This window comes from Bradyrhizobium sp. USDA 4473, from assembly GCF_054063335.1.
This window is the reverse complement of sequence record NZ_JBSSGE010000001.1, coordinates 6245005-6271261: the sequence shown is the minus strand read 5'-3', so window position 1 is coordinate 6271261 and position 26257 is coordinate 6245005. Positions and strand designations below refer to the sequence as shown.

Annotated in this window: 21 protein-coding genes; 11 read left to right on the top strand and 10 right to left on the bottom strand. The window is 65.4% G+C overall.

Annotation, left to right across the window (positions count from 1 at the left end; all coding sequences use genetic code 11):
- The first annotated feature begins 38 nt into the window (after positions 1-38).
- Together purM and purN are read left to right on the top strand one after the other, a co-directional pair.
- Complete coding sequence (gene purM, locus ACVW17_RS29725) at positions 39-1112, top strand: phosphoribosylformylglycinamidine cyclo-ligase (RefSeq protein WP_456798192.1); 1074 nt, start codon at positions 39-41, stop codon at positions 1110-1112.
- Complete coding sequence (gene purN, locus ACVW17_RS29720) at positions 1109-1759, top strand: phosphoribosylglycinamide formyltransferase (RefSeq protein ID WP_456798191.1); 651 nt, start codon at positions 1109-1111, stop codon at positions 1757-1759. Before purM ends, purN begins: the two co-directional genes overlap by 4 nt.
- A gap of 89 nt (positions 1760-1848) precedes the next feature.
- On the opposite strand, the gene ACVW17_RS29715 is transcribed toward purN, so the two are convergent.
- Together ACVW17_RS29715 and rnd are read right to left on the bottom strand one after the other, a co-directional pair.
- Complete coding sequence (locus tag ACVW17_RS29715; RefSeq protein ID WP_021079877.1) at positions 1849-2052, bottom strand: cold-shock protein; 204 nt, start codon at positions 2050-2052, stop codon at positions 1849-1851.
- Between the two features lie 355 nt (positions 2053-2407).
- On the bottom strand, positions 2408-3556 hold the full coding sequence (gene rnd / locus ACVW17_RS29710) for a ribonuclease D (RefSeq protein ID WP_456798190.1): 1149 nt from the start codon (positions 3554-3556) through the stop codon (positions 2408-2410).
- Between the two features lie 994 nt (positions 3557-4550).
- On the opposite strand from rnd, the gene ACVW17_RS29705 reads away from it, so the two are divergent.
- A complete protein-coding gene (locus ACVW17_RS29705; RefSeq protein WP_456798189.1) occupies positions 4551-6014 on the top strand; it encodes a tetratricopeptide repeat protein in 1464 nt (487 codons plus the stop codon).
- Between the two features lie 91 nt (positions 6015-6105).
- On the opposite strand, the gene ACVW17_RS29700 is transcribed toward ACVW17_RS29705, so the two are convergent.
- On the bottom strand, positions 6106-6858 hold the full coding sequence (locus ACVW17_RS29700; protein WP_456755162.1) for an IclR family transcriptional regulator domain-containing protein: 753 nt from the start codon (positions 6856-6858) through the stop codon (positions 6106-6108).
- Positions 6859-6948: 90 nt separating this feature from the next.
- On the opposite strand from ACVW17_RS29700, the gene mhpA reads away from it, so the two are divergent.
- The 4 genes from mhpA to ACVW17_RS29680 are packed head-to-tail and all read left to right on the top strand — an operon-like array spanning position 6949 to position 11558.
- Positions 6949-8466 (top strand): bifunctional 3-(3-hydroxy-phenyl)propionate/3-hydroxycinnamic acid hydroxylase MhpA, encoded by a 1518-nt coding sequence (gene mhpA, locus ACVW17_RS29695; RefSeq protein ID WP_456798188.1) that lies wholly within the window; start codon positions 6949-6951, stop codon positions 8464-8466.
- A complete protein-coding gene (locus tag ACVW17_RS29690; protein WP_456798187.1) occupies positions 8438-9292 on the top strand; it encodes a fumarylacetoacetate hydrolase family protein in 855 nt (284 codons plus the stop codon). The genes mhpA and ACVW17_RS29690 overlap by 29 nt, the downstream gene beginning before the upstream one ends.
- 18 nt (positions 9293-9310) lie before the next feature.
- Entirely contained in the window at positions 9311-10309 is a 999-nt protein-coding gene (locus ACVW17_RS29685; protein WP_456755159.1) for a VOC family protein, read from the top strand.
- Positions 10310-10325: 16 nt separating this feature from the next.
- Positions 10326-11558 (top strand): ABC transporter substrate-binding protein, encoded by a 1233-nt coding sequence (locus ACVW17_RS29680; protein ID WP_456755158.1) that lies wholly within the window; start codon positions 10326-10328, stop codon positions 11556-11558.
- 34 nt (positions 11559-11592) lie between these two features.
- On the opposite strand, the gene ACVW17_RS29675 is transcribed toward ACVW17_RS29680, so the two are convergent.
- The 5 genes from ACVW17_RS29675 to ACVW17_RS29655 all read right to left on the bottom strand — a co-directional run bounded on the left by ACVW17_RS29675 (position 11593) and on the right by ACVW17_RS29655 (position 16264).
- Positions 11593-11802, bottom strand: a complete 210-nt coding sequence (locus ACVW17_RS29675; protein WP_456755157.1) for a hypothetical protein — start codon at positions 11800-11802, stop codon at positions 11593-11595.
- A 103-nt stretch (positions 11803-11905) separates the two neighbouring features.
- The gene (locus ACVW17_RS29670; protein ID WP_456755156.1) at positions 11906-13021 is read right to left on the bottom strand and encodes an acyltransferase family protein; all 1116 of its coding nucleotides are present in this window, start codon (positions 13019-13021) and stop codon (positions 11906-11908) included.
- A gap of 68 nt (positions 13022-13089) precedes the next feature.
- Complete coding sequence (gene chrA, locus ACVW17_RS29665; protein WP_456755155.1) at positions 13090-14313, bottom strand: chromate efflux transporter; 1224 nt, start codon at positions 14311-14313, stop codon at positions 13090-13092.
- A gap of 369 nt (positions 14314-14682) precedes the next feature.
- Positions 14683-15177, bottom strand: coding sequence for a YciE/YciF ferroxidase family protein (locus ACVW17_RS29660; RefSeq protein WP_456755154.1), 495 nt, complete (start codon positions 15175-15177; stop codon positions 14683-14685).
- Positions 15178-15364: 187 nt separating this feature from the next.
- Complete coding sequence (locus tag ACVW17_RS29655) at positions 15365-16264, bottom strand: LysR family transcriptional regulator (protein ID WP_456756556.1); 900 nt, start codon at positions 16262-16264, stop codon at positions 15365-15367.
- A gap of 103 nt (positions 16265-16367) precedes the next feature.
- On the opposite strand from ACVW17_RS29655, the gene ACVW17_RS29650 reads away from it, so the two are divergent.
- Complete coding sequence (locus tag ACVW17_RS29650) at positions 16368-17357, top strand: zinc-dependent alcohol dehydrogenase family protein (RefSeq protein ID WP_456755153.1); 990 nt, start codon at positions 16368-16370, stop codon at positions 17355-17357.
- Between the two features lie 109 nt (positions 17358-17466).
- Here ACVW17_RS29650 and ACVW17_RS29645 read toward each other — a convergent pair whose 3' ends face one another.
- Positions 17467-18945 carry a protein adenylyltransferase SelO gene (locus ACVW17_RS29645; protein ID WP_456755152.1) on the bottom strand — a complete coding sequence of 493 codons (1479 nt, stop codon included), beginning with the start codon at positions 18943-18945 and terminating at the stop codon, positions 17467-17469.
- A gap of 195 nt (positions 18946-19140) precedes the next feature.
- On the opposite strand from ACVW17_RS29645, the gene aspS reads away from it, so the two are divergent.
- Positions 19141-20916: an aspartate--tRNA ligase gene (aspS, locus tag ACVW17_RS29640; RefSeq protein ID WP_456755151.1), complete on the top strand. Its 1776-nt coding sequence runs from the start codon at positions 19141-19143 to the stop codon at positions 20914-20916.
- A 113-nt stretch (positions 20917-21029) separates the two neighbouring features.
- Here aspS and ACVW17_RS29635 read toward each other — a convergent pair whose 3' ends face one another.
- Positions 21030-23045, bottom strand: a complete 2016-nt coding sequence (locus tag ACVW17_RS29635; RefSeq protein ID WP_456798186.1) for a hypothetical protein — start codon at positions 23043-23045, stop codon at positions 21030-21032.
- Positions 23046-23268: 223 nt separating this feature from the next.
- Between ACVW17_RS29635 and ACVW17_RS29630 the strand changes: the two genes are divergently transcribed.
- Both ACVW17_RS29630 and ACVW17_RS29625 read left to right on the top strand, forming a co-directional pair.
- The gene (locus ACVW17_RS29630; protein ID WP_456755149.1) at positions 23269-25578 is read left to right on the top strand and encodes an NADP-dependent malic enzyme; all 2310 of its coding nucleotides are present in this window, start codon (positions 23269-23271) and stop codon (positions 25576-25578) included.
- A gap of 154 nt (positions 25579-25732) precedes the next feature.
- A complete protein-coding gene (locus ACVW17_RS29625) occupies positions 25733-26185 on the top strand; it encodes a DoxX family protein (protein WP_456755148.1) in 453 nt (150 codons plus the stop codon).
- Positions 26186-26257 lie beyond the last annotated feature (72 nt).

Here is a 26257-nt window from a genome sequence, read left to right as displayed (position 1 = left end):
ATTCCTCGTAACCAGCCCCTGATCATCTGGAATTGGGCATGACCGAGCGCAAAAACGGGCTCACTTACGCGGATTCGGGTGTCGATATCGACGCCGGCAATCGTCTGGTCGATCTGATCAAGCCGATGGTGCGGGCCACCGCACGGCCCGGCGCGGACGCCGAGATCGGCGGATTCGGCGGGCTGTTCGACCTCAAGGCGGCGGGCTTCAAGGATCCGGTCCTGGTGGCCGCGACCGATGGCGTCGGCACCAAGCTGAAGATCGCGATCGAGACCGGCATCCATAGCGGCATCGGCATCGACCTGGTCGCGATGTCGGTCAACGACCTCGTCGTGCAGGGCGCGGAACCGCTGTTCTTCCTCGACTATTTCGCCTGCGGCAAGCTGCATCCGGAGGCCACCGCGCAGATCGTCGCCGGCATCGCCGAGGGCTGCCGCGAATCCGGCTGCGCGCTGATCGGCGGCGAGACCGCCGAGATGCCCGGCCTCTACAAGGACGGCGATTACGATCTCGGCGGCTTTGCGGTCGGCGCGGCCGAACGCGGCACCTTGCTGCCGACCGGGGATATCGCCGCCGGCGACGCCGTGATCGGGCTGGCGTCCTCGGGCGTGCATTCGAACGGCTATTCGCTGGTGCGCAAGCTCGTCGAGCTGTCCGGCGTGGCCTATGACGCGCCGGCGCCGTTCGCGCCGGTCATGACGCTCGGCGCGGCGCTGCTGACGCCGACCAGGCTCTATGTGAAGTCCTGCCTGCGCGCGATCCGCGAAACCGGTGCGGTGAAGGGGCTCGCCCACATCACCGGCGGCGGCTTCACCGACAACATCCCGCGCGTGCTGCCGAAACATCTCGGCGTCGGCATCGATCTGGCGCGGCTGCCGGTGCTGCCGGTGTTCAAATGGCTGGCCGAGCAGGGCGGCATCGCCGAGCTCGAGCTGCTGCGCACCTTCAACTGCGGCATCGGCATGATCGCGATCGTCAGGCCGGATGCGGTCGATGCGGTGACCGAGGCCTTCACCGCCGGCGGCGAGACCGTGACGCTGCTGGGCGAGGTGATCGAGGCAAAGGACGAGCATCGCGTGATCTATAACGGTCATCTCGATCTCTCCAGATGAAGCGCCGCACAGCCATCCTGATCTCCGGCCGCGGCTCCAACATGGCCGCGCTGATCGAGGCCGCCAAGGCCGCGGATTTTCCGGCCGAGATCGTGGCCGTGATCTCCAACCGCGCCGATGCGCCCGGCCTCGAGAAGGCGGCCGCGAACGGCATTCCGACCGTCGTCATCGAGAGCAAGCCGTTCGGCAAGGACCGCGCCGGCTTCGAGGCGGTGCTGCAGAAAGCGCTCGACGACAGCCAAGTCGAGCTGATCTGCCTCGGCGGTTTCATGCGGCTGTTCACCGCGGATTTCGTCCGGCATTGGTACGGCCGGATGCTCAACATCCATCCGTCGCTGCTGCCGTGTTTTCCCGGCCTCGATCCGCACGGCCAGGCGCTGCGCGCAGGGGTCAAGCTGTCGGGTGCGACGGTGCATTTCGTGATCCCGGAGACCGACGCCGGGCCGATCGTGATGCAGGGCGCGGTCACCGTGGCCGACGACGACACGCCGGAGACGCTCGCAGCGCGCGTGATTACCATCGAGCATCGGATCTATCCGGCGGCGCTGCGGCTGCTGGCCAGTGGCCGGCTCAAGCTCGAAGGCGACGTCTGCAAGACCCAAGGCAGCGCCGCAACGGACAGCACGCTGATTGCGCCGGCGCCTTAGCGCGCGGTGGCACGAGATATCCTCGAGACGAATCCCCCGGGTGATGCGGCCGGGGGAGGCATCAGGATGAATTCCGCCAGCAGCGGGTGTCAGTGAACCTTGAGGTTCTCTGCCGACGCCTTGCCGCGGTTCTCCACCAGTTCGTACTCGACGGTCTGGTTCTCGTTGAGTGTGCTCAGCCCTGCGCGTTCGACCGCCGAGATGTGGACGAACACGTCCTTGTCGCCGACGGCCGGCTTGATGAACCCGTAGCCTTTGGTCGGGTTGAACCATTTGACGGTACCCTTCGGCATCGTCTCTCTCCCAGTTTAGACATAAAAAAGACGCGGCCACGTTTTCCACGTGCCACGCCACAAGCGGGCTTGCCGCCGTCTGCTCAGTTCCCGGGTCTTCAGATCCAAAGTCTTCAAGTCCGAAGTTTCGCCTCTCGAAGCCTTGTACGTCGAAGCTTTGGACAGCAACGTCGTGAAACGCACAGTCGAACGGCCGCGATCCGATTGTGAAGGGATTGCAACACGAAATTTGCGGCTTAGCAAGCGCGGTGGTTTCGTGTGACGCAACCTCCGCCTGTGCCGGTCGAAAGCCGCCGCGGAGCGTTCGGTCACCGGCCGCGTGCCGATGGAACCTGGCGCGCACCGCGCGTTTGCGCTAGCCCCGATCGACCCGCACCACGCGGCCCTTGTCGATCGCCAGCGCGAGCTGGCCGTGCTTGAGCTTGAGCGCCGCCTCGCCGAACAATTCGCGCCGCCAGCCGTGCAGGGCGGCGACCTCAGCCTGGTCGCTGGCGGCGATCTGTTCGAGATCGTCGACGGTGGCGATCACCTTGCTGGCGACGCCGTGGCGCTCCGAGGTCATGCGCAGCAGCACCTTCAGCAGCTCGACGGTCGCAGCACCATTGGAATTGTTGCGCGGCTTTTCCAGCTTGGGCAGCGTCGCGTGATCACGCGCCAGCCCGCGCTGCACCGCGGCGATGATGTCCGCGCCCCATTTCGAGCGCTCGAAGCCTTTCGGCAGCGAACGCAGATTGCCGAGCTTGTCCAGCGAGGTCGGCGCATGGGTGGCGATATCGCCGACCGCGTCGTCCTTGAGCACGCGCGAGCGCGGCACGTCGCGACTCTGCGCCTCCTGCTCGCGCCAGGCCGCGACCTCGATCAGAACCGCAAGTTCGCGCGGCTTGCGCACGCGGGTCTTGAGCCGTTCCCAGGCCCGTTCGGGATGGAAGTCGTAGGTCTTCGGCGAGGTCAGGATCTCCATCTCCTCGCTGACCCAGTCGCTGCGATCGCGCTTCCGCAAATCGGCATCGAGCGCGGCGAACACCTCGCGCAGATGGGTGACGTCGGAGACCGCGTAATGCAGTTGCTCCTCGCTCAGCGGACGGCGCGACCAGTCGGTGAAGCGATGGGTCTTGTCGGGGCGGTGGCCGGTGACGCGATCGACCAGCTGGTCGTAGGCGATGCTGTCGCCATAGCCGAGCACCATCGCGGCGACCTGAGTGTCGAAGATCGGATGCGGAATCGTGCCGGAGAGGTGCCAGACGATTTCGATATCCTGCCGCGCGGCGTGGAAGACCTTGAGCACGGCTTCATTCGACATCAGCTCGAAGAACGGCTTGAGGTCGATGCCGGGCGCCAGCGCGTCGACCACGACGGCTTCGTCCGCGCTTGCCATCTGCACGACGCAGAGCAGGGGATAATAGGTCGTCTCCCGCAGGAACTCGGTGTCGACGGTGATGACCTTGTGTTTGGCGAGCCGGTCGCAGGCGGCGGCGAGGTCGGAGGTCGTGCTAATCAGATCCATGAACAGTCCATGACGGCTTGACCCCACGCGTTCTGCCGAAAGGGCAGCTATGTCAAGGGTCTTGCAGGGATTTTGGCCCTGCATAAAGGGCAGAACGGGGCTTTCTGCATGGCTCGGCATGTTCTCGCGGTCTCGCAGTGCGGAATGCACCCGAGGTTTGCCAGTTTTCAGGCCCTCTTCTTGAAGAGGGCGCAGGGAAAGCCGGGTGCCGATCGCACCCATGGGCCCCGAGCAATGGGTAGAAAGCTCGGGGGTAGGACCACAGGTGTAACCGGAGCAGCCCGGCTTTCCCTGCGCGATGGCTTACGGCTTATACGTGCTCTCCCCGGCGAGACTTGGCTTTGTTGTCACCGTCTTCACAACGCGCATTTGCGCAATCGGAAGAGACACCTACCGCTAGGGCGTCAGGCCTGCACGATTTCGCCGTCCGCCTCATGCACGTTCGTCAACTGCGCAATCGGCGTCCACCGCATCTCGACCCACGTTCGTGACGACCGCGAAGCGCCCCTCGTGTCGGGTGAGACGGGGAATTCATACACTGAGTTGCCCTTCGGATAAAGCGAAATATTTTCGTGCTAGGTGGTTGACGGATTTTACTGAGTTGCCCGTCGGGTTGTTTTGTCGCACCGACCGTCGTCATTCCGGGCCGTACGAAGCACGAGCCCGGGATCCATTGAACCGCAAAACAAGTGGAGGAATCGAGTCCGGGTTCTGGCTTCGCGAGTCCCGGAATGAATGGGGACGCTTGACCAATCCGGTCTGCACCGAGGGCGAGGCAACGGACGGCGGCGACACGCAGCAGGGTGAAAGGCGCATTACGTCAATTCGCGCCACGAATGGTTTCGAGGGCTATCTTCCACTTCTGAACTGACAGCAGGAGCTTTCCCGCAATTCCACGGTGTCATGCTGCGCTGCGGGGAAATGCTCGACCGGATTCACCTGACTGGACAGTCAAATCCACCATCGGTACCCTCGTCAGATTTCGGGGGAGACGATGGACAGTGCAGATCAGCCTGCAAATGCCCCGAAATTGAGCGCGCGTGTATCCATCTCAGTCGCGGCTCGTGCTCGACATTATTTTAAGAGATTCGGAACGGTCATTGCGTCAATAGCTGCGGTCGGTGCCGTTGCCGGAGGGCTCGCCGGCTATTGGCGGGCATGGGACGTCCTGTACAGTCATACACGCAGCGACGCCTCGGCGCCTGTGCAGTCATCGTCGTTGATCGTCACCAAAGGACCGGCAGTTGCGGTGCTGCCCTTTGCAAATCCAGTCAAGGCGACGATCCTCGATCCCTTCGCTGACGTCATGACGCAACAGCTTGCGTCCTCTCTCGGTAAGTTCAGCACGCTGCGTGTCGTCCCGCGCGCGCTGTCCACAACCCTCTCGAGGGACGGAAACACAATCGAGGCAGCACGGAAAGCTGGGATCGACTATCTTGTCACTGGAGAGGTTCGTCCGCTAGGTGACGGCGCTCGCGCCAGCATTCAGGTTGCCGATTTGCGCACTGGCTCTGAGCTATGGTCGAGGTCTTTCGATGGGACCGTCGAGGGCGTGCAGACCGGGACCGACGCGTATGAAATCGGTGATATCGCCGCCGCTCAAATCGGAGGCTATCCCGGCCCAATCGTGGGCGCGGATTTCGCGAAACTTCACAACAAGACCGTTGCCGAATTCAGTCCGTATGAATGCCTTGTCTACGGCATTACGGCTGGCGCGACGGGCTCGTCCTCGGTAGTTCTCAAAGGCCTGGAATGCTCTAAGCAACTGACACAACAGCAACCCAATAACGCCCTTGGATGGGCCGCACGTTCTGTCGTTCTCTTTGTGCAAAGATTTCTTGCGGCCGGCTTGCCGGCCGAGCAAGTCAGTCACTCGGAGAAGCGTCTTTATCTAAATGAGGAGATTGTACGCACTGCTGCGCGGGCCGTGGAACTCGCGCCCGACGATGCGTACGTGCGGAGAAATTACGCCCTCGCCATAAGCACCAAATGTCAGATCGATTTATTTAGGCAAGAAGCTCGAAAGGCCATCGCGCTCAATTCGAACGATGCTCGCTCGCTCGGGGTCCTGGGTAACCAACTTGCCTTTATGGGAGACTGGGACGAAGGTGCGGCCATGTCTGAAAAGGGCATCCGGCTGGCAGGCCCCAACGCTTCGTTTGCTTGGTGGTATGCTCCGGCCAAACGTCATTGGTGGCGGGGCGAATATCAACAAGCCCTAGAGGATTTTCGGCATGCCTACCTCGAGGGATTTTGGCTGAGCCATCTAGATCAGGCGTATGCCCTGCCATTTCTTGATCGGATCGATGAAGCCAAAGCCGAAGTAGCAAAGTTACTAAAGCTTCGGCCGGACTTTACCATTCGCGAGGCGGATAGCTTCTACCGCATGTATTGCTTCTCGCCTGAATACATCGAGAAGATGAACGGTGCCCTGCGGCAGGCCGGATTGCCGGAGTGAGGACGCTGAAAAGACATGAAAGAGGTCGGTGCTTGTCTGCATCCGCACTCGCCAATCACAGTGGCTTCGGCCTCGCGCGGAAGGTTGGCGCCTACAATGCGCGCAGCCGGGCCTCGATGGCGCGGATGGCGTCGCGCAGCGGGGCCTGGCAGCGCGCGATTCCTTCCGTCGCGGTCAGCGCCTTGGTCATCCAGATGATCGAGGCGCAGCCGATCACGTGCCGGTCGCGGCGGATCGGCATCGCGATGGTGCCGGTGTGCGGCCAGATGCGGCCGCCCTGGCGCACGGCGTAGCCGCGGCGGCGCACGCTCTGCAACTGCTTCTCCGTTGCGGCGCGCTCGGTCAGTTCGCCTGATGTCTCGAGCAGATCGAGCAGCAGTGCACGCTCGCGCGCGGTGGTGAATGCGAGGTAGGCGAGACCGGCGGAGCTGGCGAGCAATGGAATGCGCACGCCGACCATGCGCCGGTCGATCGACATCGGTGCGAAGCGATGCGTGGACTCGCGGACCACCATTCTTGCGCCTTCGAGCGTCGTGACGTCGCACGGCCAGAGGATCTTGCGGGTGAGATCGAAGATCACGGGTGCCGCCGCTGCCCCCAGCCATTGCTCGTCCTCGAACCCGTCGGAGAGCTCGCGCACTTTCAGGAGCAGGGTGAACCGGTCGTCGGAACGGCTCTGCATGACATAGCCGGTGTCGATCAGGGTTTTCAGCGAGCGATAGACCGTGGCCCGCGGCAGGCCGGTCTCCCGCGCCAGCGTCAGCGCGCTGGCGGAGGCGTGGCGGTTCAGCGCGGCGAGGACGGCAAGGCCCCGGCCAAGCGCGCGGATCGGTTTGACGTCCATGGTGTGTTCACCTGGTGAACAGAACTGCCGTCGTCGTTGCACGGTCCGTGACCGGGTGGCAAGCCTTATCGCAACGGAAAGGGGAAACGCATGGACGGGCCGCAACGCGCCAGCGGGCTTTATGACGTCGCAATCGTCGGGTTCGGCCCGGTGGGCGCGACCCTGGCCAACCTGCTGGCGTTGGAGGGGCTCAGCGTGATCGCGCTGGATCGCGAGGCCGCGGCCTACGCGCTGCCCCGGGCCGTGCATTTCGACGATGAGGTCATGCGCGTCTTCCAGGCCATCGGTCTGGCGGACCAGATCCTGCCGTTCACCCACGTCTCGCCAGGCATGCACTTCATCGACGGCGACGGCAAGCTGTTCCTCGACTGGTCGCGGCCGCTGCAAATCGGCCCAACCGGATGGCACACGAGCTATCGCTTCCATCAGCCCGACCTCGAACGGGTGCTGCGCGCCGGTGCGCGCACCCACGCATCGGTCGACATCCGCTTGCGCGCCGACGCCTTCGCAATCGATCAACGCAGCGATCACGTCGCGATCCGCTTTGAAAGTCTTGCCAACGGCAAGCTCGAGGAAGCGAAAGCGCGCTATGTCGTCGGATGCGACGGCGCTCGCTCGCTGGTCCGGCGGCTGATCGGTTCGGAGATGGACGATCTTGGCTTTCACGAGCGCTGGCTGGTGGTCGACGCGATCCTGAAGCGGCCGAAACCTGAGCTCGGCGACTACAGCGTGCAGTTTTGCGACGCCCGCCGTCCGGCGACCTATGTCCGCAGCGTCGGCGATCGGCGACGCTGGGAAATTGCGATCATGCCGGATGACGATGTGCTGCGGATCACCGATCCGGAGAATGTCTGGAAGCTGCTGGCGCGCTGGATCACCCCCGACGACGCCGATCTGGAGCGCGCGGCATCCTACAGCTTTCATTCGGTCATTGCATCGAACTGGCGCTGGAAGCGTCTCCTGATCGCCGGCGATGCCGCGCACCAGACTCCGCCGTTTCTCGGGCAGGGGATGTGTGCGGGCATTCGCGATGTGGCCAATCTCGCCTGGAAGCTCGGACGCGTGATCCGCGGCGAGGCGAGCGACGTCCTGCTGAACAGCTACCAGAGCGAACGGTATCCCCACGTCCGCGAATATATCGAGCTCGCGGTCCGGCTCGGAAGCCTGATCAACGCGACGCGCATCGAGGGCCGGGAGGCGGGCGCAGAACCGCGACGGATGGCGACCATCAAGCCGCGGCTTGGGCCGGGCCTGTTCAGGCACGGCTGCATTGTGGCGGGCACGCCGGTCCCGCAGCCGAGGCTGTCGAGCGGGCGCCGGCTTGACGATCACGTCGGCTATCGGTTTGCCGCGCTGGCGCGGCCGGAGCTTCTGGACGGACTGGATATCGCGACGCATGAGCGCTGCCGCCAACACGGCATCGTCCTGGTCAGCGACGGCCAAGGTCCACTGAACGACTGGCTCGACAGCGTCGACGCGAACGCCGCGCTGGTCCGGCCCGATCGATACATCGTCGGACTGGCGAAGACCCCAGAGGAATTGTCGGCGCTGGTCGACAGCATGAACCAGGAGGATTTGGATGAAGCTCGCATCGTTCTCGACTGCTGACGGACCCGGATACGGATGTGTCGTCGATGACGGCGTTGTGGTGTTGTCGACCGCCTTTGGCGATCGTGCGCCAACCTTGCGGGATCTGCTGGCGGAAGGATTGCTTGGCGAGGCTGCGGAGCTGGCAAAGGCATCGATGCCCGACCTGGCCTTGAGTGCAGTCGCCTTCGATCCGGTGATCCCAAACCCCGACAAGATCATCTGCGTCGGCCTCAACTACCGCGACCACGTCGCCGAGACCGGCCGCACGGTCACCGAGAAGCCTGCACTGTTTGCGCGCTACGCCGGCAGCCAGATCGGTCATCTTGCACCCCTGGTGAAACCCACCGTGTCTGATGAGTTCGACTACGAGGGCGAGCTGGCCGTCATCATCGGCAAGGGGGGACGGCACATCGCGCGGCACGCGGCGCTGACGCATGTCGCGGGCTACGCCTGCTACAATGAGGGCAGCATCCGCGACTGGCAGCGACACACCAGCCAGTTCCTCTCCGGCAAGACCTTCGCCGGCACGGGCGCATTCGGGCCGTGGATGGTGACGAGCGACGAGATTGCCGATCCGTCGAAGCTCACGCTCACGACGCGGATCAACGGACAGGTGGTTCAACACACCACGACGGACCTCCTGATCACCGATATCCCGGGCCTGATCGCCTACATCTCCACCATTCTGCCGCTGCTGCCCGGCGACGTCATCGTGTCGGGCACGCCGGGCGGCGTCGGCGCGAAGCGCAACCCGCCGCTCTGGATGAAGCCCGGCGACGTCGCCGAGGTCGAGATTTCGGGGATCGGCGTGTTGCGCAATCCGGTGGTGGCGGAAGCCGCCTGACAAGGACGGAGGAAGCCAATGGAAAGCAATGGCGAAATCAACGCGCTCGGCTACATCGGCATCCAGTCGCAACGGCTCGAGGACTGGACCGGCTTTGCAACCAGGCTGCTCGGCATGCAGCCGATCGATCGTGGTGGCGGCACGCGCGCATTCCGGATGGACGACCGCACGCAGCGCCTCGTGGTGAGCGATCGCGAAGGCGACGCTGCCGGCTTCTTTGGATGGGAGGTCGCCGATGCGGCCGCGCTCGAGCGGCTTGCGGCACGGCTGGAGCGGCATGGCACCGCGATCAGTCGCGGCACCCGTCAGCTCGCGGACGAGCGGCACGTTGCCGATCTGATCACCTTCCGCGACCCCGCCGGCAATCCGCTGGAGGTCTTCCACGGGCCCGCGATCGCGGACACGCCGTTTGTGCCGGCGCGGCCGATTTCGGGATTCAAGACCGGGCCGCTCGGCATGGGCCATGTTGTGCTGAATGTCGAGGATGTCGAACCGCTGTTGCCGTTCTATCGCGATCTGCTCGGCTTCAGGGTCAGCGACTTCGGGTTGACGCCGTACAAGCTGTACTTCTTCCACGTCAACGGCCGTCATCACAGCTTTGCGATGGTCGGCTCGGGCCGGCGCGGGCTGCATCATTTCATGGTCGAACTCTACAGCCTCGACGACGTCGGCCAGGGCTACGACCTGGCGCAGCTCGACGAGGGACGGATCGCCTTCACGCTCGGGCGTCACACCAATGATTTCGTGACCTCGTTCTACGCCACGACGCCGTCCGGCTTCTTCGTCGAATATGGCTGGGGCGGCCGCGTCATCGATCCTGCCGCCTGGCAACCGCATGAAACCTTCGACGGCCCGAGTTTCTGGGGCCACGATCGGCTCTATATGGAGCCTGAAGGCCGCGGACGCCTGCGCGAGATGCGGCTCTCGGCAGCCGCACGTGGGGTGCGGGCGCCGATGCCGGACTGTCCCTGGCTCGATGCCATGACGGGGCGCGGCGCGTCCATCCAGCGAACATGAAGCAGGGGAGGCATTGATGGCCAGAAGGCGAAGCCTGATCGTGCGATGGTTGCTTGACGCGACGCTGCCGCTGGTCGCTGCCGTGACGCTGTCGGGCGGCGCGTCCGCCGAGATCAAGGGCGACGCGATCCGCATCGGTGTGCTGACCGACATGAGCGGCATCTTCGCCACCGCGATGGGGCCGGGCTCGGTGGAAGCGGCGCGGATGGCGGCGGAAGATTTCGGCGGCAAGATCAACGGCAAGCCGATCGAGATCCTGCAGGCCGACCACCAGAACAAGGCCGACGTGGCGTCGGCGATCGCGCGGCGCTGGTTCGACCGCGAGGGCGTGCAGGCCATTGCCGATGGCGGCAGCTCCGGCGCGGCGCTCGCCGTGCAGGAACTGGTGCGCGAGAACAAGCGGGCGTTCCTGATCTCGGGCGCCGGCGCCGTCGAACTCACGGAAAAGGCCTGCGCGCCGACCAGCGTGCAGTGGACTCACGATGCGGCCTCGACTGCCAATGCGGTCGTCGCCGGCGTGTCGAAGACCGTGCAGGGCTCCTGGTTCTTCATCACCGCTGACTATGCGTTCGGGCACGCGGTGGAGGCGATCGCGCGGACCAAGCTCGACAAGCTCGGGGTGAAGGTCGCCGGCAGCGTCAAGACCGCGCTCAACACGGCTGATTTCGCCTCCTTCCTGCTGCAGGCGCAGGCCAGCGGCGCCAAGGTGCTGGCGCTCAACGCCGCCGGCGACAATGTGACGATCATGAAGCAGGCGCAGGAGTTCGGCTTTGCGCAGCAGGGCATCGCGGTGGTGCCGATGACGTTCCAGAACGTCGACATCGTCGCTGCCGGGCTTTCGGTCACGCAGGGCGACCTGATCGCGACCAGTTTCTTCGAGGACGTTTCGCCGGCAGCGCGCAAATGGGCCGATGCGTTCTTCGCCCGCCGCAAGGCGATGCCCTCGCAGATCCAGGCCGGGGTCTATTCGGCCGTCCGGCACTATCTGCAGGCGGTGAAGGATACGGATTCCGACGACGGGGACGTCGTGATGGCGAAGATGAAGGCGACGCCGGTGTCGGATGCCTATACGCCACAGGGGGCGATCCGCGCCGACCAGCGCATGGTGCACGACCTCTATCTCGTGCAGGTCAAGACACCAGCGGAGTCGAAAGGACCATGGGACCTGGTCAAGCTCGTCACCACGATCAAGCCGGACGAGGCATTTCGCTCGCTCGAGGAGAGCAAATGTCCGTTAGCCGGGCGTTGATGACGGCGATCGGCGCGTTCTTGCGCCGAGCCCGTCAACGCCAGGCTTTCTCGTTCTTCTGCTCGTAGTCCTTGAATGCCTTCTCGAGGCCGCCGAGAACCTCGGCCGATGTTTCGAACATCGCCTTCAACTGCGGCTCATCCACCTTCTCGATGTCTTCGCGGAGGTGGGTGCGGATGTCCTTGAGCGCTTTCTGCATCTTCTGCGTATGATGGCGCGGATCACGATCTGTCGCACTTGCCATGTCGAGTCTCCCTGCTGATCGAGCTTCGCCGGATCGAGACGGAGTCCGGTGAGATGGCGATCAACGGTCAGGGCATAGCGACGTTCCAACCAATCGGGCGGGATCAACCGTCCGTGAGCAAGGCATTGCCGGGGCGGACAAGACGCGATGGCCATCCGAGGCGCGAGGCGAGCACCGTCAGCTTGTCCCTGACGTGATAATGCGCGGGAGATTCGAGGAAGCGCCAGACCAGCCATGCCAGCACGACCATGCCCGCCACCACGAACGCGGTCGAGAGCGCGTCCGGTGTCGGGGTGATCAGCAGCAGGATCACATAGCCGAGCTGCAGATGCAGCAGGTAGAGCGGATAGGTGATGCCGCCCACCGCCCTGACGATGTTGTCCGGCAGCGGCACCGACTTGATGCGGGTGGCGGCGAACACGATGCCGAGCGAGACGATGCAGATCACCGTGACGACGGCCGGATCGAAGCTGCCATGGGTATGGACGCCGAGCCGCTCCAGCTTGTGCACGGCCTGGAATGTCGCCGTGCCCATCGCCAGCGTCAGCAGGCTGGTGAGCCTGGTATCGCGCCGTCCGCGGTAATGCTCATAGATCAGCAGCCCGACGGCGAAGAAGCCGCTGTCGTCGGCCATGAACAGTTTCTCGAACAGCGGGATGTCGAGCGTCAGCTCGTTGGCGAAGGTGATGGCGATCCACGCCACGATGATGATGTCGATCCGCCGCGGGAAGATGCCCCAGGCCAGGAACAGCGCGACCCAGACGTAGAACACCACCTCGATCACCAGCGACCAGTAGGCGTCGTCCATGTAGGGCTGGCCGAGCATCGGCGCGGCGATGAACAGGTTGGCCAGCCATTGCTGCCAGGTGGCGTGGAAATAGGCCTGGCCGAGCAGCAGCGTCGCCAGGAAGGTCAGCGTCATGCAGATGACGAAGGTCGGATAGATCCGGCTGAAGCGGGCGATCGCGAAGCCGATCGGCGTGCGGCCCTCGGCCGAGTACGCGATGACGAAGCCGGAGATCGCGAAGAACACGGGGACGCCGAGGAAGCCGTATTGCGCGACCGGGGCGAGATACGGCATCGCCACCATTTGCGCGCCGTGCGACGCGGTGCCCCAGAAGCCGTAGTGATACAGGATCACGGCCCCGACCGCGGCGAGCCGCAGCAGGTCGAGCACGGGAACACGGGCCGAGTCCGCATGTTTGGAAACATTTGGCATAGGCCGGTATTTTGGCCGCCAGCCGTGAAGGCGATCTTAATCCGGCGCGCGAAATGGCTGAGGGCCGTTCACGATTGCAGGAACCCGGTGACGATGCCGGCGGCCGCGCCGAGCACGACCACCACGAGCGGCGGGGCGCGCCATGCCGTGAGCAGCACGAAGCCCGCCAGCGCGATGCCGAAATCGAGCGGGCGCTGCACGCTGCTGGTCCAGACCGGATTGTAGAGCGCGGCGCCGAGGATGCCGACCACGGCGGCGTTGACGCCGCGCATCACCGCCTGCGCGGTGGGTTGCTTGCGGAAGCCGTCCCAGAACGGCAGCGCGGCGAGCAGGACGAGGAGCCCCGGGATGAAGATGCCGATCAGTCCCGTGACCGCGCCGGGCACGCCGCCGATCACGGCGCCGAGATAGGCGGCGAAGGTGAACAGCGGGCCCGGCACGGCCTGCGCGGCGCCGTAGCCGGTCAGGAAGGCATCGTCGCCGATCCAGCCCGGCGTCACCACCGCTTCACGCAGCAGCGGCAGCACGACATGGCCGCCGCCGAACACCAGCGCGCCGGAGCGGTAGAAGGCCTCGAACAGGCCAAGGCCGGGCCATGCGCGGGCAAGGAGCGGCAGTCCGGCGAGCAGGGCAAGGAACAGGATCAGCGCTGCCATGCCAACCCGGCGCGACACCGGCATCGCGAACTGCATGACGCCGTTGGCTTGCTCTGCCCGGCAGAACCAGAGCCCGGCGATGGCGCCGAGCACGATGGCGCCGATCTGCGCGATCGATAATGAACTGGCGAGGATGAGGAGTGCCGCCACCGTCGCGATCGAGGCGCGCTCGCGGTCGGGGCAGAGCGCGCGCGCCATGCCCCAGACCGCCTGCGCCACGATCGCAACCGCGACCAGCTTGAGGCCATGTACCAGGCCGGTGCCGGCGGGACCGCTCAAACTGCCGGCGCCATAGGCGAACAGCACCAGCGCGATCGCCGACGGCAGCGTGAAGCCGGTCCAGGCCGCCAGCGCGCCGAGATAGCCCGCGCGCATCAGGCCAAGCGAAAAGCCGACCTGACTGCTGGCCGGGCCCGGCAGGAATTGGCAGAGCGCGACCAGATCGGCATAGGCCTGCTCGTCGAGCCAGCGCCTGCGGGTGACGAACTCGTCGCGGAAGTAGCCGATATGGGCGATCGGGCCGCCGAAGCAGCTGACGCCGAGCTTGAGGAAGATCAGCAGCACCTCGAGCGGGGAATGCGCGGAGTCCGCAGTGGCGGCCGGGGTGTTGGGCTGCTGGACGTTCGGATCGTTCAAGCGGCGTCAAGTCCCTGACTGGCGTCCCAGGCCCGGGACTCATCGCAATCAGCATATCGCCATTCGATGACGCCTCGGCGGGATATTGTCCGTCGGCAGGCTCACTCGTAGCGCATGTTCTTCGACGGCCGGCGTGCGGCCGGCATCGCCAGCACGACGAGACACAGCGCGATCATCGCCAGTCCCATGAATTCGAATGCAAATGCGTCCACCGGCCATTCTCCCCCATCAGAAACAGTTAGACTTGTTGGGGGAGCGTTGACGCGCTGTTAAGCCTTATGGTTACCGCGGCCGGGCGCGCAGCATGGTGGAAGGTGAGTTAACGCTCACATCGGAGACACCAGGTGGATTGAGCTGCATCCTGCAGTGTTACGCGGCCAGGGCGTCCTGGTTGATTTCGCCCTTGGCGAGCCTCGTCAGCAGCGCGTCGGCCTGCCGTTCTTCCTCGAGGCTGTCGTGCAGCAGCCGCTGATCGTCGCGCAGATCAAGCTGGCCGGCGAGGGCGGCTGCGCTGCCATAGGCGGCGATCTCGTAGTGCTCGAGCTTCTGCGCCGAGGCGAGCAGGCCGGCATCGCGGAGATAATCGTCGGGCAGCAGCGAAACCATCTTGGCGGTTTCGTGGATCAGCGCCTGCATGGCCTGGTCGGTATGCTCCAGCGGATCGGCGCCGTGCATGCGCAACAGCGATTTCAACCGCTCGCCCTGGACGATGGTCTCGCGGTGATGGCGGTTGAACGCATCCTTGAGCGACGGATGCGACGCGACTTCGGCCATCCGCGCCAGTGCCACGGCGAGCTGGTCCTCGACGCTTGCGAGCTCCTGAAGCTCGGCGACATACATGTCCTTGAAGCTGGTGATCTTCATCGTGGAACCTTTCTTGTGTCGGCGACCGAGCTCAGGCGGTGCGACCGCCGGAACCGGCTATCCGGGCACGCCGGCCCGATCTGCTGCCGTTCAGCGGAACGGAACCTCGATGACACGAGGCCGCGCGTTCCACTTGTCCGGCCAACGATGTCGGCGCGAAATCGTTGCAAACCAATCGGGGGCGCGGCTACGCCACGAGTTTCGGCAGCGCCGTCGCCAGCGCGTCCACCGCAAGGCGGACCTTTGGCGGCAGTCGCGGCGTCGGCAGCCATAGCGCATGGCAGTCATAGGGCAGTTCGCCTTCGCTGCCGAGCACGCGGACCAGCGCGCCGCTGTCGAGGCGCTCGCGCACCAGCCAGGACGGCAGCCACGCGAGCCCCATGCCGCGCGCTGCGGCGTCGGCGATGGCTTCGAGATCGTCGAGCCTGAGCCGCCCGGCCGGCCACACCTCGCGCGGTGGCTGCCCGTCGAGCGGGAACAGCCAAGGTCGCGCGCGGCCCAGGCGGCGGTAGTTGATCGCCTGATGCTTGCCGAGCTCGTCGAGCGTGCGCGGTCTGCCATGGGTTTTCAAATAGCCGCGCGAGCCGCACACCACCATGCGCTGGCGTGCGATGCGCCGCGCGATCACGCCGGACGGCGCGGCGAGATCGCCGGTCCTGATCGCGAGGTCGTAGCCGCCCTCCATCAGATCGGCGACGGAATCGCCGAACGAAAGATCGAGCTCGAGCGCGGGATGTCGCTGCGCCAGCTTGAGCAGCAACGGTGCCACGCAGTAGCGGCCCAATAGCGCCGGCATCGTCACCCGCAGCCGCCCGCGCGGCTCCGATAGCTGATCGGCCGCAAGCGCGTCGGCGGCATCCGCTTCGGCGAGCACGGTGCGGCAGCGTTCGTAATAGGCTCGACCGAACTCGGTCAGGCTCTGCCGCCGCGTGGTGCGGTGGAGCAGGCGGACGCCGAGCCGCTCTTCAAGGAAGCGGACGTGCTTGCCGACCATTGGGCCGGACATTTCGAGCGCCTCGGCGGCGGCGGCGAAGGAGCCGAGGTCGACCGCCCTGAGAAACACGGCCATGCTGGTCAGGCGGTCCATCATTCGAAACTCCCAGTTTTGACTGTTCAGTCCGCCGGATGATTTATCACCGGAATTCGCCTTGGCATAGCTCATTCAAATCAGCTGTTTTGGAGTTTTGCCGATGGCGCGCGTGGTTCGTTTTTATCAAATCGGCGGTCCCGAGGTGCTGCGCATCGAGGATGTTGCGATCGCGCCGCCCGCCCGCGGCGAGGTCCGGGTTCGGATCAAGGCGCTCGGACTGAACCGCGCCGAAGCCCTGATGCGGAACGGGACCTATATCGAGACACCGGTGCTGCCGTCCGGCCTCGGCCTCGAGGCCGCCGGGCTGGTCGAAGCGATCGGCGAGGGCGTCAGCGATTTCGTGCCCGGCGACGCCGTCAGCATTGTGCCGCCGATCTCGATGGCGCGGTGGCCGGCCTATGCCGAGCTCGCGGCATTCCCGGCCGAGCTGGTCGTCAAGCATCCGCCGGAGCTGGGGTTCGAGGCGGCGGCCGCGGTGTGGATGCAGTATCTCACGGCGTACGGCGCCTTGATCGATGTTGCGCGGCTCGGTCGCGGCGAGTTCGTCGCGATCACGGCGGCATCGAGCAGCGTCGGGCTCGCCGCGATCCAGATCGCCAATCGCATCGGTGCGATCCCGATCGCAGTGACGCGGACCTCAGCCAAGGGCCAGGCGCTGCGCGACGCCGGCGCCGCGCATGTGATCGCGTCCGCGGAGGAGGACCTGCAGGCGAGGCTGGAACAGATCGCGGGTTCGAACGGCGTGCGTGTGGTGCTCGATCCGGTCGGCGGCCCCGTCTTCGTGCCGCTGACATCGGCGATGGCGCACGGTGGCATCCTGATCGAGTATGGCGGGCTCAGCCCCGAGCCGACGCCGTTTCCGCTGTTCACGGTGCTGAGCAAGAGCCTGATCCTGCGCGGCTACCGCGTGCACGAGGTGGTTCAAGATCCGGCGCGGCTGGCGGCGGCGAAAGCGTTCATTCTCGACGGGCTTGCCGACGGCGCGCTGAAGCCGATCATCGCCAGAACTTTTGCGTTCGGCGAGATCGTCGAAGCGCATCGCTATCTGGAGTCGAACACGCAGTTCGGCAAGATCGTGGTGACGGTGTGAGGGGCAGTCTTCCCACGTCATTGCGAGCGAAGCGAAGCAATCCATCGGCCCGCATGTGCGGATAAATGGATTGCTTCGTCGCTTTGCTCCTCGCAATGACGCCGGTGCCTCACGTCCCGCAAAATGTCTGCGTCACCAGCTGCTCGGGCAGCGGCGGATCGGCGTACGCTGCGTATTGCGGCTGATCTTCGTACGGCTTCGCCAGCACCGCCAGCAACTCCTCGAACGGCGCGTAGTCGTCGTTGGTGACGGCGGCCGCAATCACCGCCTCGATCCGGTGGTTGCGCGGGATGAAGGCCGGGTTGACGGCATTCATTGCGGTCTTGCGCTCGGCCGCGCTCTGCGGCTCCAGCGCGAGACGGGGGCGCCAGCGGGCGGCCCATTCGTCGAATGCTGCGGGATCGGTGAACTGCGCGCGGACATCGGCAGCGTCATCGGCCGCGGCCGCGGCCGCGCCGAGATGGCGGAAGGTCAGCGTGAAGTCGGCGGTGTTCTTGGCCATCGCGTCGAGCAGGTCCTGGATCAGCGCCTCGTCGCCGTCGCGTACGGTGAACAGGCCGACCTTGGCGCGCAGCCCGGCCTGATAGGCCGCGGTGAATTTTTCCGGGAATTCGCTGAGGATCACTTGCGCTTGCTCGATGGCCTTCTCCTGCTCGCTGTCGAACAGCGGCAGCAGGCACTCGGCAAGCCGGGTCAGATTCCACAGCGCGATGCGCGGCTGGTTGGCATAGGCGTAGCGGCCCATCTCGTCGATCGAGGAGAACACCTGCGCCGGGTTGTAGGCGTCGAGGAACGCGCAGGGGCCGTAATCGATGGTTTCGCCCGAGATCGAGGTGTTGTCGGTGTTCATCACGCCATGGATGAAGCCGACCAACAGCCAGCGCGCGACCAGCGCCGCCTGCCGCGCCACGACGCCGGCAAGCAGGGCGTGATAGGGCTGCGCAGCATCCGTCAGCTCGGGATAGTGCCGGGCGATGACATGATCGGCCAGCGCCCGCACGCCGTCGGTGTCGCCGCGGGCGGCGAAGAACTGGAAGGTGCCGACGCGGATGTGGCTCGACGCGACGCGGGTCAGCACCGCGCCGGGCAGCGCGGTCTCGCGCATCACCGGCTCGCCGGTGACGACCGCGGCCAGCGACCGGGTGGTCGGAATGCCCAGCGCGAACATCGCCTCGCTGACGATGTATTCGCGCAAGACGGGACCGAGCGCCGCGCGGCCGTCGCCGCGCCGGGAGAACGGGGTCGGGCCACTGCCTTTCAGCTGGATGTCGCGGCGGACGCCGTCGCTGTCGATGACCTCGCCGAGCAGGATGGCACGGCCGTCGCCGAGCTGGGGAACAAAGTGGCCGAACTGGTGGCCGGCATAGGCCATGGCGATCGGGTCGGCGCCCTCGGGCAGCCGCTTGCCGGCGAGGATTTCGGCGCCTTCCGGCGTCGACAGCAGGTCCGGATCGAGCCCGAGCTGGAGGGCCAGGGTCCGGTTCAGCTTGATCAGCCGGGGGGCGGCCACCGGGGTCGGCGCGACGCGGGCGAAAAAGTTCGCCGGCAGCGCCGAATAGGTGTTCTGGAACGGGAAATGGATGGTCATATCCCGAAGATAGGCCTGCGGGCCGAATAGGCAAACGATTGGCGGCGCCGGTCCTTAAAATCTGCCGTTTGACCCGAAAACCGGGCGTTCCATTGGTTGCCGCACCGGGCCTCGTCGGCTAAACCCTCCGCAACTTCGGATAGGGCATTTGGCCCTGTCGCGATTCGACCCTCCGACATCAGTTTTGGGACTAAAATGCATCGCTACCGGTCACACACATGCGGCGCGCTCCGAGAGAGCGATATCGACCAGACGGCCAGGCTGTCAGGCTGGGTCCACCGGGTCCGCGACCATGGCGGCGTGCTGTTCGTCGATCTGCGCGACCATTACGGCATCACCCAATGCGTGGCCGATCCGGACTCGCCGGCATTCGCCGAGGTCGAGAAGTTCCGCTCCGAATGGGTGGTGCGGATCGACGGCAAGGTGCGCCGCCGTCCGGCCGGCACCGACAATCCCGAACTGCCGACCGGCATGATCGAGATCTACATCAAGGAGATCGAGGTGCTGGGCCCGGCGGCCGAGCTGCCGCTGCCGGTGTTCGGCGAACAGGAATATCCCGAGGACATCCGGCTGAAATACCGCTTCCTCGACCTCCGTCGCGAGAAGCTGCACCAGAACATCATGACCCGCGGCGCGGTGGTCGATTCCATGCGCAAGCGGATGAAGGAGCAGGGCTTCTTCGAATTCCAGACTCCGATCCTCACCGCATCGTCGCCGGAAGGCGCGCGCGACTTCCTGGTGCCGTCGCGGATCCATCCCGGCAAGTTCTACGCGCTGCCGCAGGCGCCGCAGCAGTACAAGCAACTTTTGATGATGTCGGGCTTCGATCGCTACTTCCAGATCGCGCCGTGCTTCCGCGACGAGGACCCGCGCGCAGACCGCCTGCCGGGCGAGTTCTACCAGCTCGACGTCGAGATGAGCTTTGTGACTCAGGACGACGTGTTCGCGGCGATGGAGCCGGTCATCACCGGCGTGTTCGAGGATTTTGCCAAGGGCAAGCCGGTCACCAGGAACTGGCCGCGGATTCCGTTCGCGGAAGCCGTGCGCAAATACGGCTCCGACAAGCCCGACCTGCGCAACAAGATCGTGATGCAGGAGGTCTCCGAGCACTTCCGCGGCTCCGGCTTCAAGGTGTTCGCGCGGATGCTGGAAGACCCGAAGAACCAGGTCTGGGCGATCCCGGGTACCGGCGGCGGTAGCCGCGCGTTCTGCGACCGCATGAACTCGTGGGCACAGGGCGAAGGCCAGCCGGGCCTGGGCTACATCATGTGGCGCGAGGGCGGCGAGGGCGCTGGTCCCTTGGCGAACAACATCGGCCCGGAACGGACCGCTGCGATCCGCGACCAGCTCGGCCTGAAGGAAGGCGACGCGGCGTTCTTCGTCGCCGGCGATCCCGAAAAGTTCTGGAAGTTCGCAGGCCTTGCGCGCACCAAGCTCGGCGAGGAATTGAACCTGATCGACAAGGACCGCTTCGAGCTCGCCTGGATCGTTGACTTCCCGATGTACGAGTATGACGAGGAGAACAAGAAGATCGACTTCTCGCACAACCCGTTCTCGATGCCGCAGGGCGGCCTCGACGCGCTCAAGTCGCAGGATCCGCTTGATATCAAGGCGTTCCAGTACGACATCGCCTGCAACGGCTATGAGATCGCCTCGGGCGGCATCCGTAACCACAAGCCGGAAGCGATGGTGAAGGCGTTCGAGATCGCCGGCTATGGCGAGCAGGAGGTCATCGACCGCTTCGGCGGCATGTACCGTGCGTTTCAGTACGGCGCGCCGCCGCATGGCGGCATGGCGGCGGGTCTCGATCGCATTGTGATGCTGCTCTGCGGCACCAACAATCTGCGCGAGATCTCGCTGTTCCCGATGAACCAGCAGGCCATGGACCTCCTGATGGGCGCGCCGTCGGAAGCCACGCCGAAGCAGCTCAAGGAGCTGCACATCCGCACCAACCTGCCGGCGAAGGGGTAGGCGCGCGGAGGAGGTGCGTAGCCCGGATGGAGCGAAGCGAAATCCGGGGCTCTCCGATGGCGACACTGTTCCCGGATTGCGCTGCGCTCCATCCGGGCTACGGGAGACGTTGATTACAACCCCGTCGACGCCTCGATCTTGAATTGCGCCAGCGCCGATTGCGGATCGGCCTTGAGCAACTGCATCAATTGAAGCACCGGCGCTTTGGCGCGCGGGGTCAGTCTGATGACAAGCGTCTGTCCCGGCGTCTCGATGAATTGGCTGATCGCGGTGACGAGGGCGGTGGCATCCGGATTGGCGGCACCGATCGCGTCGCTTTGCGCCTCGATGCTGTCGAGGATGGCCTTGCGCGCCTCGTCGCGGCCGACATTCCGGGTGCGGGCGAACTGGGCGATCGCGATATCGATGACGCCGAGGTCATGGACGGTGAACTCGATCGTGCCGGCCTCGATCTGCGCGGCTGCGCCCATAGACTCCGCCGCGCTGGTCGAAAACGCCTCGCGCGGCACATTGCCGAGCGCGAGCTTCGCCGATGCATTCAACAGGCCGGCCATGTCGAGCTTGACCGGCTCGAGCGCGAGCGCGCGTGACGCCTCGGTCCAAACAGCGCCGAGATCGGCATCGATCGCCATCCGGTCGATGCCGGCGGCGACCAGCGCCTGCTGCTGCGGATCGGCGGCATCGAGCGGCGCCGCCATCTTCGCGACCAGGTGCAGTTTGCTCGGGATCGTTCCGACGAACTGACCCCAGTCGAGGCTGAGGACATCGATGTTGACCGGCTTGCCGGTGGCCTTGTAGGGCGACGTGACGCCCTTGACCTCGACGCCCTCGATCAGGGGAAACAGCGTGAGCGCCTGTTCAGCCGACGGCTTCTGCGCGGCGAACTGCGCCGAAAGCCGCAGGAAGCTCGCGACATCGAGCGACTTCAGCGCGAAACGTCCGACCTTGAGCGGGCCGTTCGGCGCGCGGGCGTCCAGTCCTTCGACCGCCAGCTCGCCGATCTTGCCATGCTCGAGATTGAAGCGCACCGCGGACAGCTTGAACGGGCCCTGCGGCGTTTCGACTGAAAGACCGCGGATTTCGGCATTGCCGACTCCCGCGCCGGAATAAAGGCCGGCGACCTTCTCCAACAGCTCGCGCGCCTGTGCCGGGCTCGGCGGCGCGCTGCCCTGCGGTGGGATCATCGCCAGCAGCGCCGGCAACTGCATCCGCGACGGGTTGATTTTGACGTCGTCGACGGTCACGCCCTCGATCCGCATGTTGAGGCCGGGCATGGCGGCCGCGCCATCGGTTTTCGCTGCGATCACATAGGGGCCGGCCGAAACGTGGCCTTGGATCCGATAATCGCGGTCGTCGCTCGCCTTGGCCGGATCGAACATTGCCGCCATCGCACCGACGTCGATATCGGTCGCGGCGAGATTGGCGAGGTCGCCGGTCATCGTGACCGGCTTGCCTGTCTGCGGCTGCGTATTGATCTTGAACGCAACCTTGTCGGTCTTGCTGGAGGCGATCTTGCCGTCCTTCAGATTTTCGATCGCAAGGCCCGAATAGTCGAACGTGCCGCCGGCGCCGTCGCCGGCATGTGCCGCAGTGCTGAAGGTCATCGTTCCGGTCAAGCTGGGCGCTGTGACCGACGACGCGCTGATGCTTGCGATCTGCGTGAATCCAAACCGGTACAGCTCGAGGATCGACGATGAGGCCGGAAGCTGCGGCAGGCCGGCGGGACCGGAATAGTCCCTCACCGTGATCCGCGGCGCCTTGTAGGTGAGGGTGGCGATTGTCGGGGTCGGGTTTACCACGCCGGCCTCGACGTCGCTGAAATCGACATTGCTGGCGGAGATTCGTGCCGCGTCCGGCTGGCCGAGGCCGGCCATCGTGAGGCTGCCGATCCTGACGTTGACAGGGGGTTGAGCGCCGAACTCGATGGCGACGTCCGCAATCGTCAGGGTGCGGCTCTTGGTGTCGAAGGCGATCTTGCCGTGGCTCGCCTTGGCACCGCTGGCGCGGACCTGCTCGAAGGCGGCCTCGACGTCGCGGATCACCCGGCGCTGGGCATAGACGTCGAAACCGAAATAACCGCCGGCCGCGATCACTGCGACGGCGACCAGGCCGAGCAGAATTTTCTTCATTCGGTCAACTCCGGATCATCAGGGGGAAAAAATTGCCAATCCGCGGCCGGAAGGTGCAGCATCGACGAACGGGGCCGCCCGGGCCTGTTGACGGGGGCATTCTCTGATGTTGCATCGGAGCGGCGGGACATGCTTCACATCCGGCTCGATTTGCCGGACAACTGACTTTTGCCTGGATTAGCACAGAAACGAGAAATTTGGGCCGGAAACGCGGGGAGCACGTATGTCGTCATCGTCTGAAGAACTCCATAACGCCGCGCTCGCCTATCACCGGCTGCCGCGACCGGGCAAGCTGGAGATCCAGGCAATCAAGCCGCTTGCCAACCAGCGCGACCTGGCGCTGGCCTACTCGCCGGGCGTGGCCGCCGCCTGCACCGAGATCGCCAAGAACCCCGCCGAGGCGGCGACGCTCACCGCCCGCGCCAATCTGGTGGCCGTGGTCTCGAACGGCACCGCGGTGCTCGGGCTCGGCAATATCGGCCCGCTGGCTTCCAAGCCCGTCATGGAAGGCAAGGCGGTGCTGTTCAAGAAATTCGCCGGCATCGACGTGTTCGACATCGAGATCAATGCCAACACGATCGAGCGGGTGGTCGAGACGGTTGCCGCGCTGGAGCCGACCTTCGGCGGCATCAATCTGGAGGACATCCGCGGGCCGGAGTGCTTCGAGATCGAAACGCAGCTCAAGGAGCGCATGAAGATCCCGGTGTTCCACGACGACCAGCATGGTACGGCCATCATCGTCGCAGCCGCGATCGTCAACGGGCTGCAGCTGAACGGCAAGCAACTGTCGGATGTGAAGATCGTCTGCTCCGGCGCCGGCGCCGCCGCGATCGCGACCCTCAATCTGCTGGTCTCGATGGGCGCGCAGCGCAAGAACATCTGGGTCTGCGACATCGACGGCGTGGTCTATGACGGACGCAACACCACGATGGACCGCTGGAAGGCGGTCTATACCCAGAAGACCGACGCGCGCGTGCTGGCCGACGTCATTCCGGGCGCGGACATCTTCATCGGGCTGTCGGCGCCCGGCGTGCTGAAGCCCGAGATGGTCAAGCAGATGGGCGACAAGCCGCTGGTGATGGCGCTCGCCAATCCGGTGCCGGAGATCATGCCGGACGAGGCGCGGCTGGCGCGTCCCGATGCGATGATCTGCACCGGACGGTCGGACTTCCCGAACCAGGTCAACAACGTGCTGTGCTTCCCGTTCATCTTCCGCGGCGCGCTCGACGTCGGCGCCACCGCGATCAACGAGGCGATGAAGCATGCCGCCGTGGATGCGATCGCGCAGCTCGCGCGCGATCCGCCGTCGGATGCGGTCGCCCATGGCTTCGAGGCCGGCGAGACGCAAGGGTTCGGCCCGGGCTCGCTGATCCCGAGCCCATTCGATCCGCGCCTGATCCTGCGCATCGCGCCGGCGGTGGCCAAGGCCGCGATCGAATCCGGCGTCGCGACAAGGCCGATCGCCAATTTCGACGAGTACGCCGCCAGCCTCGAGCGCTTCGCGTTCCGCTCCGGCCTCACGATGAAGCCGGTGTTCGCCAAGGCGAAGACCCAGCCGGTGCGCGTGATCTACGCCGAGGGCGAGGACGAGCGCGTGCTGCGCGCGACCCAGGTGGTGCTCGAGGAGAAGCTGGCGCGGCCGATCCTGGTCGGCCGTCCGTCGGTGGTCGAGACCAGGATCAAGCGGTTCGGCCTGTCGATCAAGGCCGGGCGCGATTTCGACCTGGTCAATCCCGAGGACGATCCGCGCTACCGCTCCTATGTGCAGTCCTATATCGACGTCGCCGGCCGGCGCGGCGTGACGCCCGAGGCCGCGCGCACGGTGGTGCGCACCAACAACACGGTGATCGCGGCGCTGGCGGTGTCGCGCGGTGAGGCCGACGCGATGCTGTGCGGCGTCGAGGGCCGCTACATGAGCCATCTGCGCCATGTCCGCGAGATCATCGGCTTCCTGCCGGGGGTCAGCGACTATGCCGCGCTGGCGCTGATGATCACCTCCACCGGCGCCCATTTCCTCGCCGACACCCAGGTGCGGCCGAACCCGAGCGCGGAAGAGCTCGCCGAAGTCGCCTCGCTCGCGGCGATCCACGTCCAGCGCTTCGCCTTCAAGCCGAAGGTCGCCTTCGTGTCACATTCCGACTTCGGCAGCTATGATACGGACTCCTCGCGCAAGATGCGGCGGGCCACCCAGCTCTTGAAGGACAAGCATCCGGAGATCGAGGCCGACGGCGAAATGCAGGGCGACACCGCGCTGTCGGCGGTGGCGCGGCGCCTGGTGCTGCCGCAGTCGCGGCTGGAGGGCGAGGCCAACATCCTGATCATGCCGAACCTCGACGCCGCCAACATCGCCTACCAGATGATCAAATCGCTGGCCAACGCATTGCCGGTGGGACCGATCCTGATCGGTCCGGCGCGTCCGGCGCACATCCTCACCCCCGGCGTGACGGCGCGCGGCATCCTCAACATGACCGCGGTCGCCGCCGTCGAGGCCCAGGAGCGCGCCGGCCGCGCGCAGCCGACGCTGTTCGGCTGACGGGGTTGTTTGAGCACGCTATGTCCGGAAAGCCGCAGCGCAGTTTTCCGGATCGTGCGTGAGCGAGATGGATTCGATTTGATCGAAGCAGGCGGGGCGGCCATAATCGCTCCGCCTGCTTCGTCCGATTTCCGCCATCCAGTGAGGCCGACCCATGCCAGCTTTCATCACCTTCGGACGGATCCTGTTTGCCGTGCTGTTCCTCTATTCAGGGGCGAGCAAGCTGTTCGGCATCCAGGCAACGGCGGACCTGCTCGCGGCCAAGGTGACGATCCCGGCCGTGGTCGCGCCCTATACGCAGCAGATCGAAAGCTTCGTCGGCATGCCGTTCATGCAGCTGCTGGCGATCACGGTCGGCGCCTTCGAGATCATCGCGGGGCTGATGATCGCGGTGAACGTGCTGGCGCGGTTCTTCGCACTCCTGCTGATCATCTACGTGTGCGTCGTCACCTTCTACTTCCATGATTTCTGGAATCAGCCGGCGCCCGACAATCTCAGGACGCTGATCGATGCGCTGAAGAACCTGTCGCTGATCGGCGCGCTGTTCATCATCGCCGGCTACGGCCGCGGCCCGCGCCGCGACGACCCGGCGTATGGCGACGTGTAGGGCAGAGCGCAATTGCGTAGGCGGATGGGTGGAGCGCAGCGAAACCCATCATCTCTGCCGGGCAATCGATGG

What these genes read in the sequence shown, in the direction of transcription:
- ACVW17_RS29680 (WP_456755158.1), top strand. Translation starts at nt 10,326, where the DNA reads ATGGCCAGAAGGCGAAGCCTGATCGTGCGATGGTTGCTTGACGCGACG.
- ACVW17_RS29645 (WP_456755152.1), bottom strand. Translation starts at nt 18,945, where the DNA reads ATGACCATCCATTTCCCGTTCCAGAACACCTATTCGGCGCTGCCGGCG.
- ACVW17_RS29660 (WP_456755154.1), bottom strand. Translation starts at nt 15,177, where the DNA reads ATGAAGATCACCAGCTTCAAGGACATGTATGTCGCCGAGCTTCAGGAG.
- ACVW17_RS29635 (WP_456798186.1), bottom strand. Translation starts at nt 23,045, where the DNA reads ATGAAGAAAATTCTGCTCGGCCTGGTCGCCGTCGCAGTGATCGCGGCC.
- rnd (WP_456798190.1), bottom strand. Translation starts at nt 3,556, where the DNA reads ATGGATCTGATTAGCACGACCTCCGACCTCGCCGCCGCCTGCGACCGG.
- mhpA (WP_456798188.1), top strand. Translation starts at nt 6,949, where the DNA reads ATGGACGGGCCGCAACGCGCCAGCGGGCTTTATGACGTCGCAATCGTC.
- ACVW17_RS29625 (WP_456755148.1), top strand. Translation starts at nt 25,733, where the DNA reads ATGCCAGCTTTCATCACCTTCGGACGGATCCTGTTTGCCGTGCTGTTC.
- ACVW17_RS29655 (WP_456756556.1), bottom strand. Translation starts at nt 16,264, where the DNA reads ATGGACCGCCTGACCAGCATGGCCGTGTTTCTCAGGGCGGTCGACCTC.
- aspS (WP_456755151.1), top strand. Translation starts at nt 19,141, where the DNA reads ATGCATCGCTACCGGTCACACACATGCGGCGCGCTCCGAGAGAGCGAT.
- ACVW17_RS29715 (WP_021079877.1), bottom strand. Translation starts at nt 2,052, where the DNA reads ATGCCGAAGGGTACCGTCAAATGGTTCAACCCGACCAAAGGCTACGGG.
- ACVW17_RS29700 (WP_456755162.1), bottom strand. Translation starts at nt 6,858, where the DNA reads ATGGACGTCAAACCGATCCGCGCGCTTGGCCGGGGCCTTGCCGTCCTC.
- ACVW17_RS29670 (WP_456755156.1), bottom strand. Translation starts at nt 13,021, where the DNA reads ATGCCAAATGTTTCCAAACATGCGGACTCGGCCCGTGTTCCCGTGCTC.
- ACVW17_RS29675 (WP_456755157.1), bottom strand. Translation starts at nt 11,802, where the DNA reads ATGGCAAGTGCGACAGATCGTGATCCGCGCCATCATACGCAGAAGATG.
- ACVW17_RS29630 (WP_456755149.1), top strand. Translation starts at nt 23,269, where the DNA reads ATGTCGTCATCGTCTGAAGAACTCCATAACGCCGCGCTCGCCTATCAC.
- purN (WP_456798191.1), top strand. Translation starts at nt 1,109, where the DNA reads ATGAAGCGCCGCACAGCCATCCTGATCTCCGGCCGCGGCTCCAACATG.
- ACVW17_RS29685 (WP_456755159.1), top strand. Translation starts at nt 9,311, where the DNA reads ATGGAAAGCAATGGCGAAATCAACGCGCTCGGCTACATCGGCATCCAG.
- ACVW17_RS29650 (WP_456755153.1), top strand. Translation starts at nt 16,368, where the DNA reads ATGGCGCGCGTGGTTCGTTTTTATCAAATCGGCGGTCCCGAGGTGCTG.
- ACVW17_RS29690 (WP_456798187.1), top strand. Translation starts at nt 8,438, where the DNA reads ATGAAGCTCGCATCGTTCTCGACTGCTGACGGACCCGGATACGGATGT.
- purM (WP_456798192.1), top strand. Translation starts at nt 39, where the DNA reads ATGACCGAGCGCAAAAACGGGCTCACTTACGCGGATTCGGGTGTCGAT.
- ACVW17_RS29705 (WP_456798189.1), top strand. Translation starts at nt 4,551, where the DNA reads ATGGACAGTGCAGATCAGCCTGCAAATGCCCCGAAATTGAGCGCGCGT.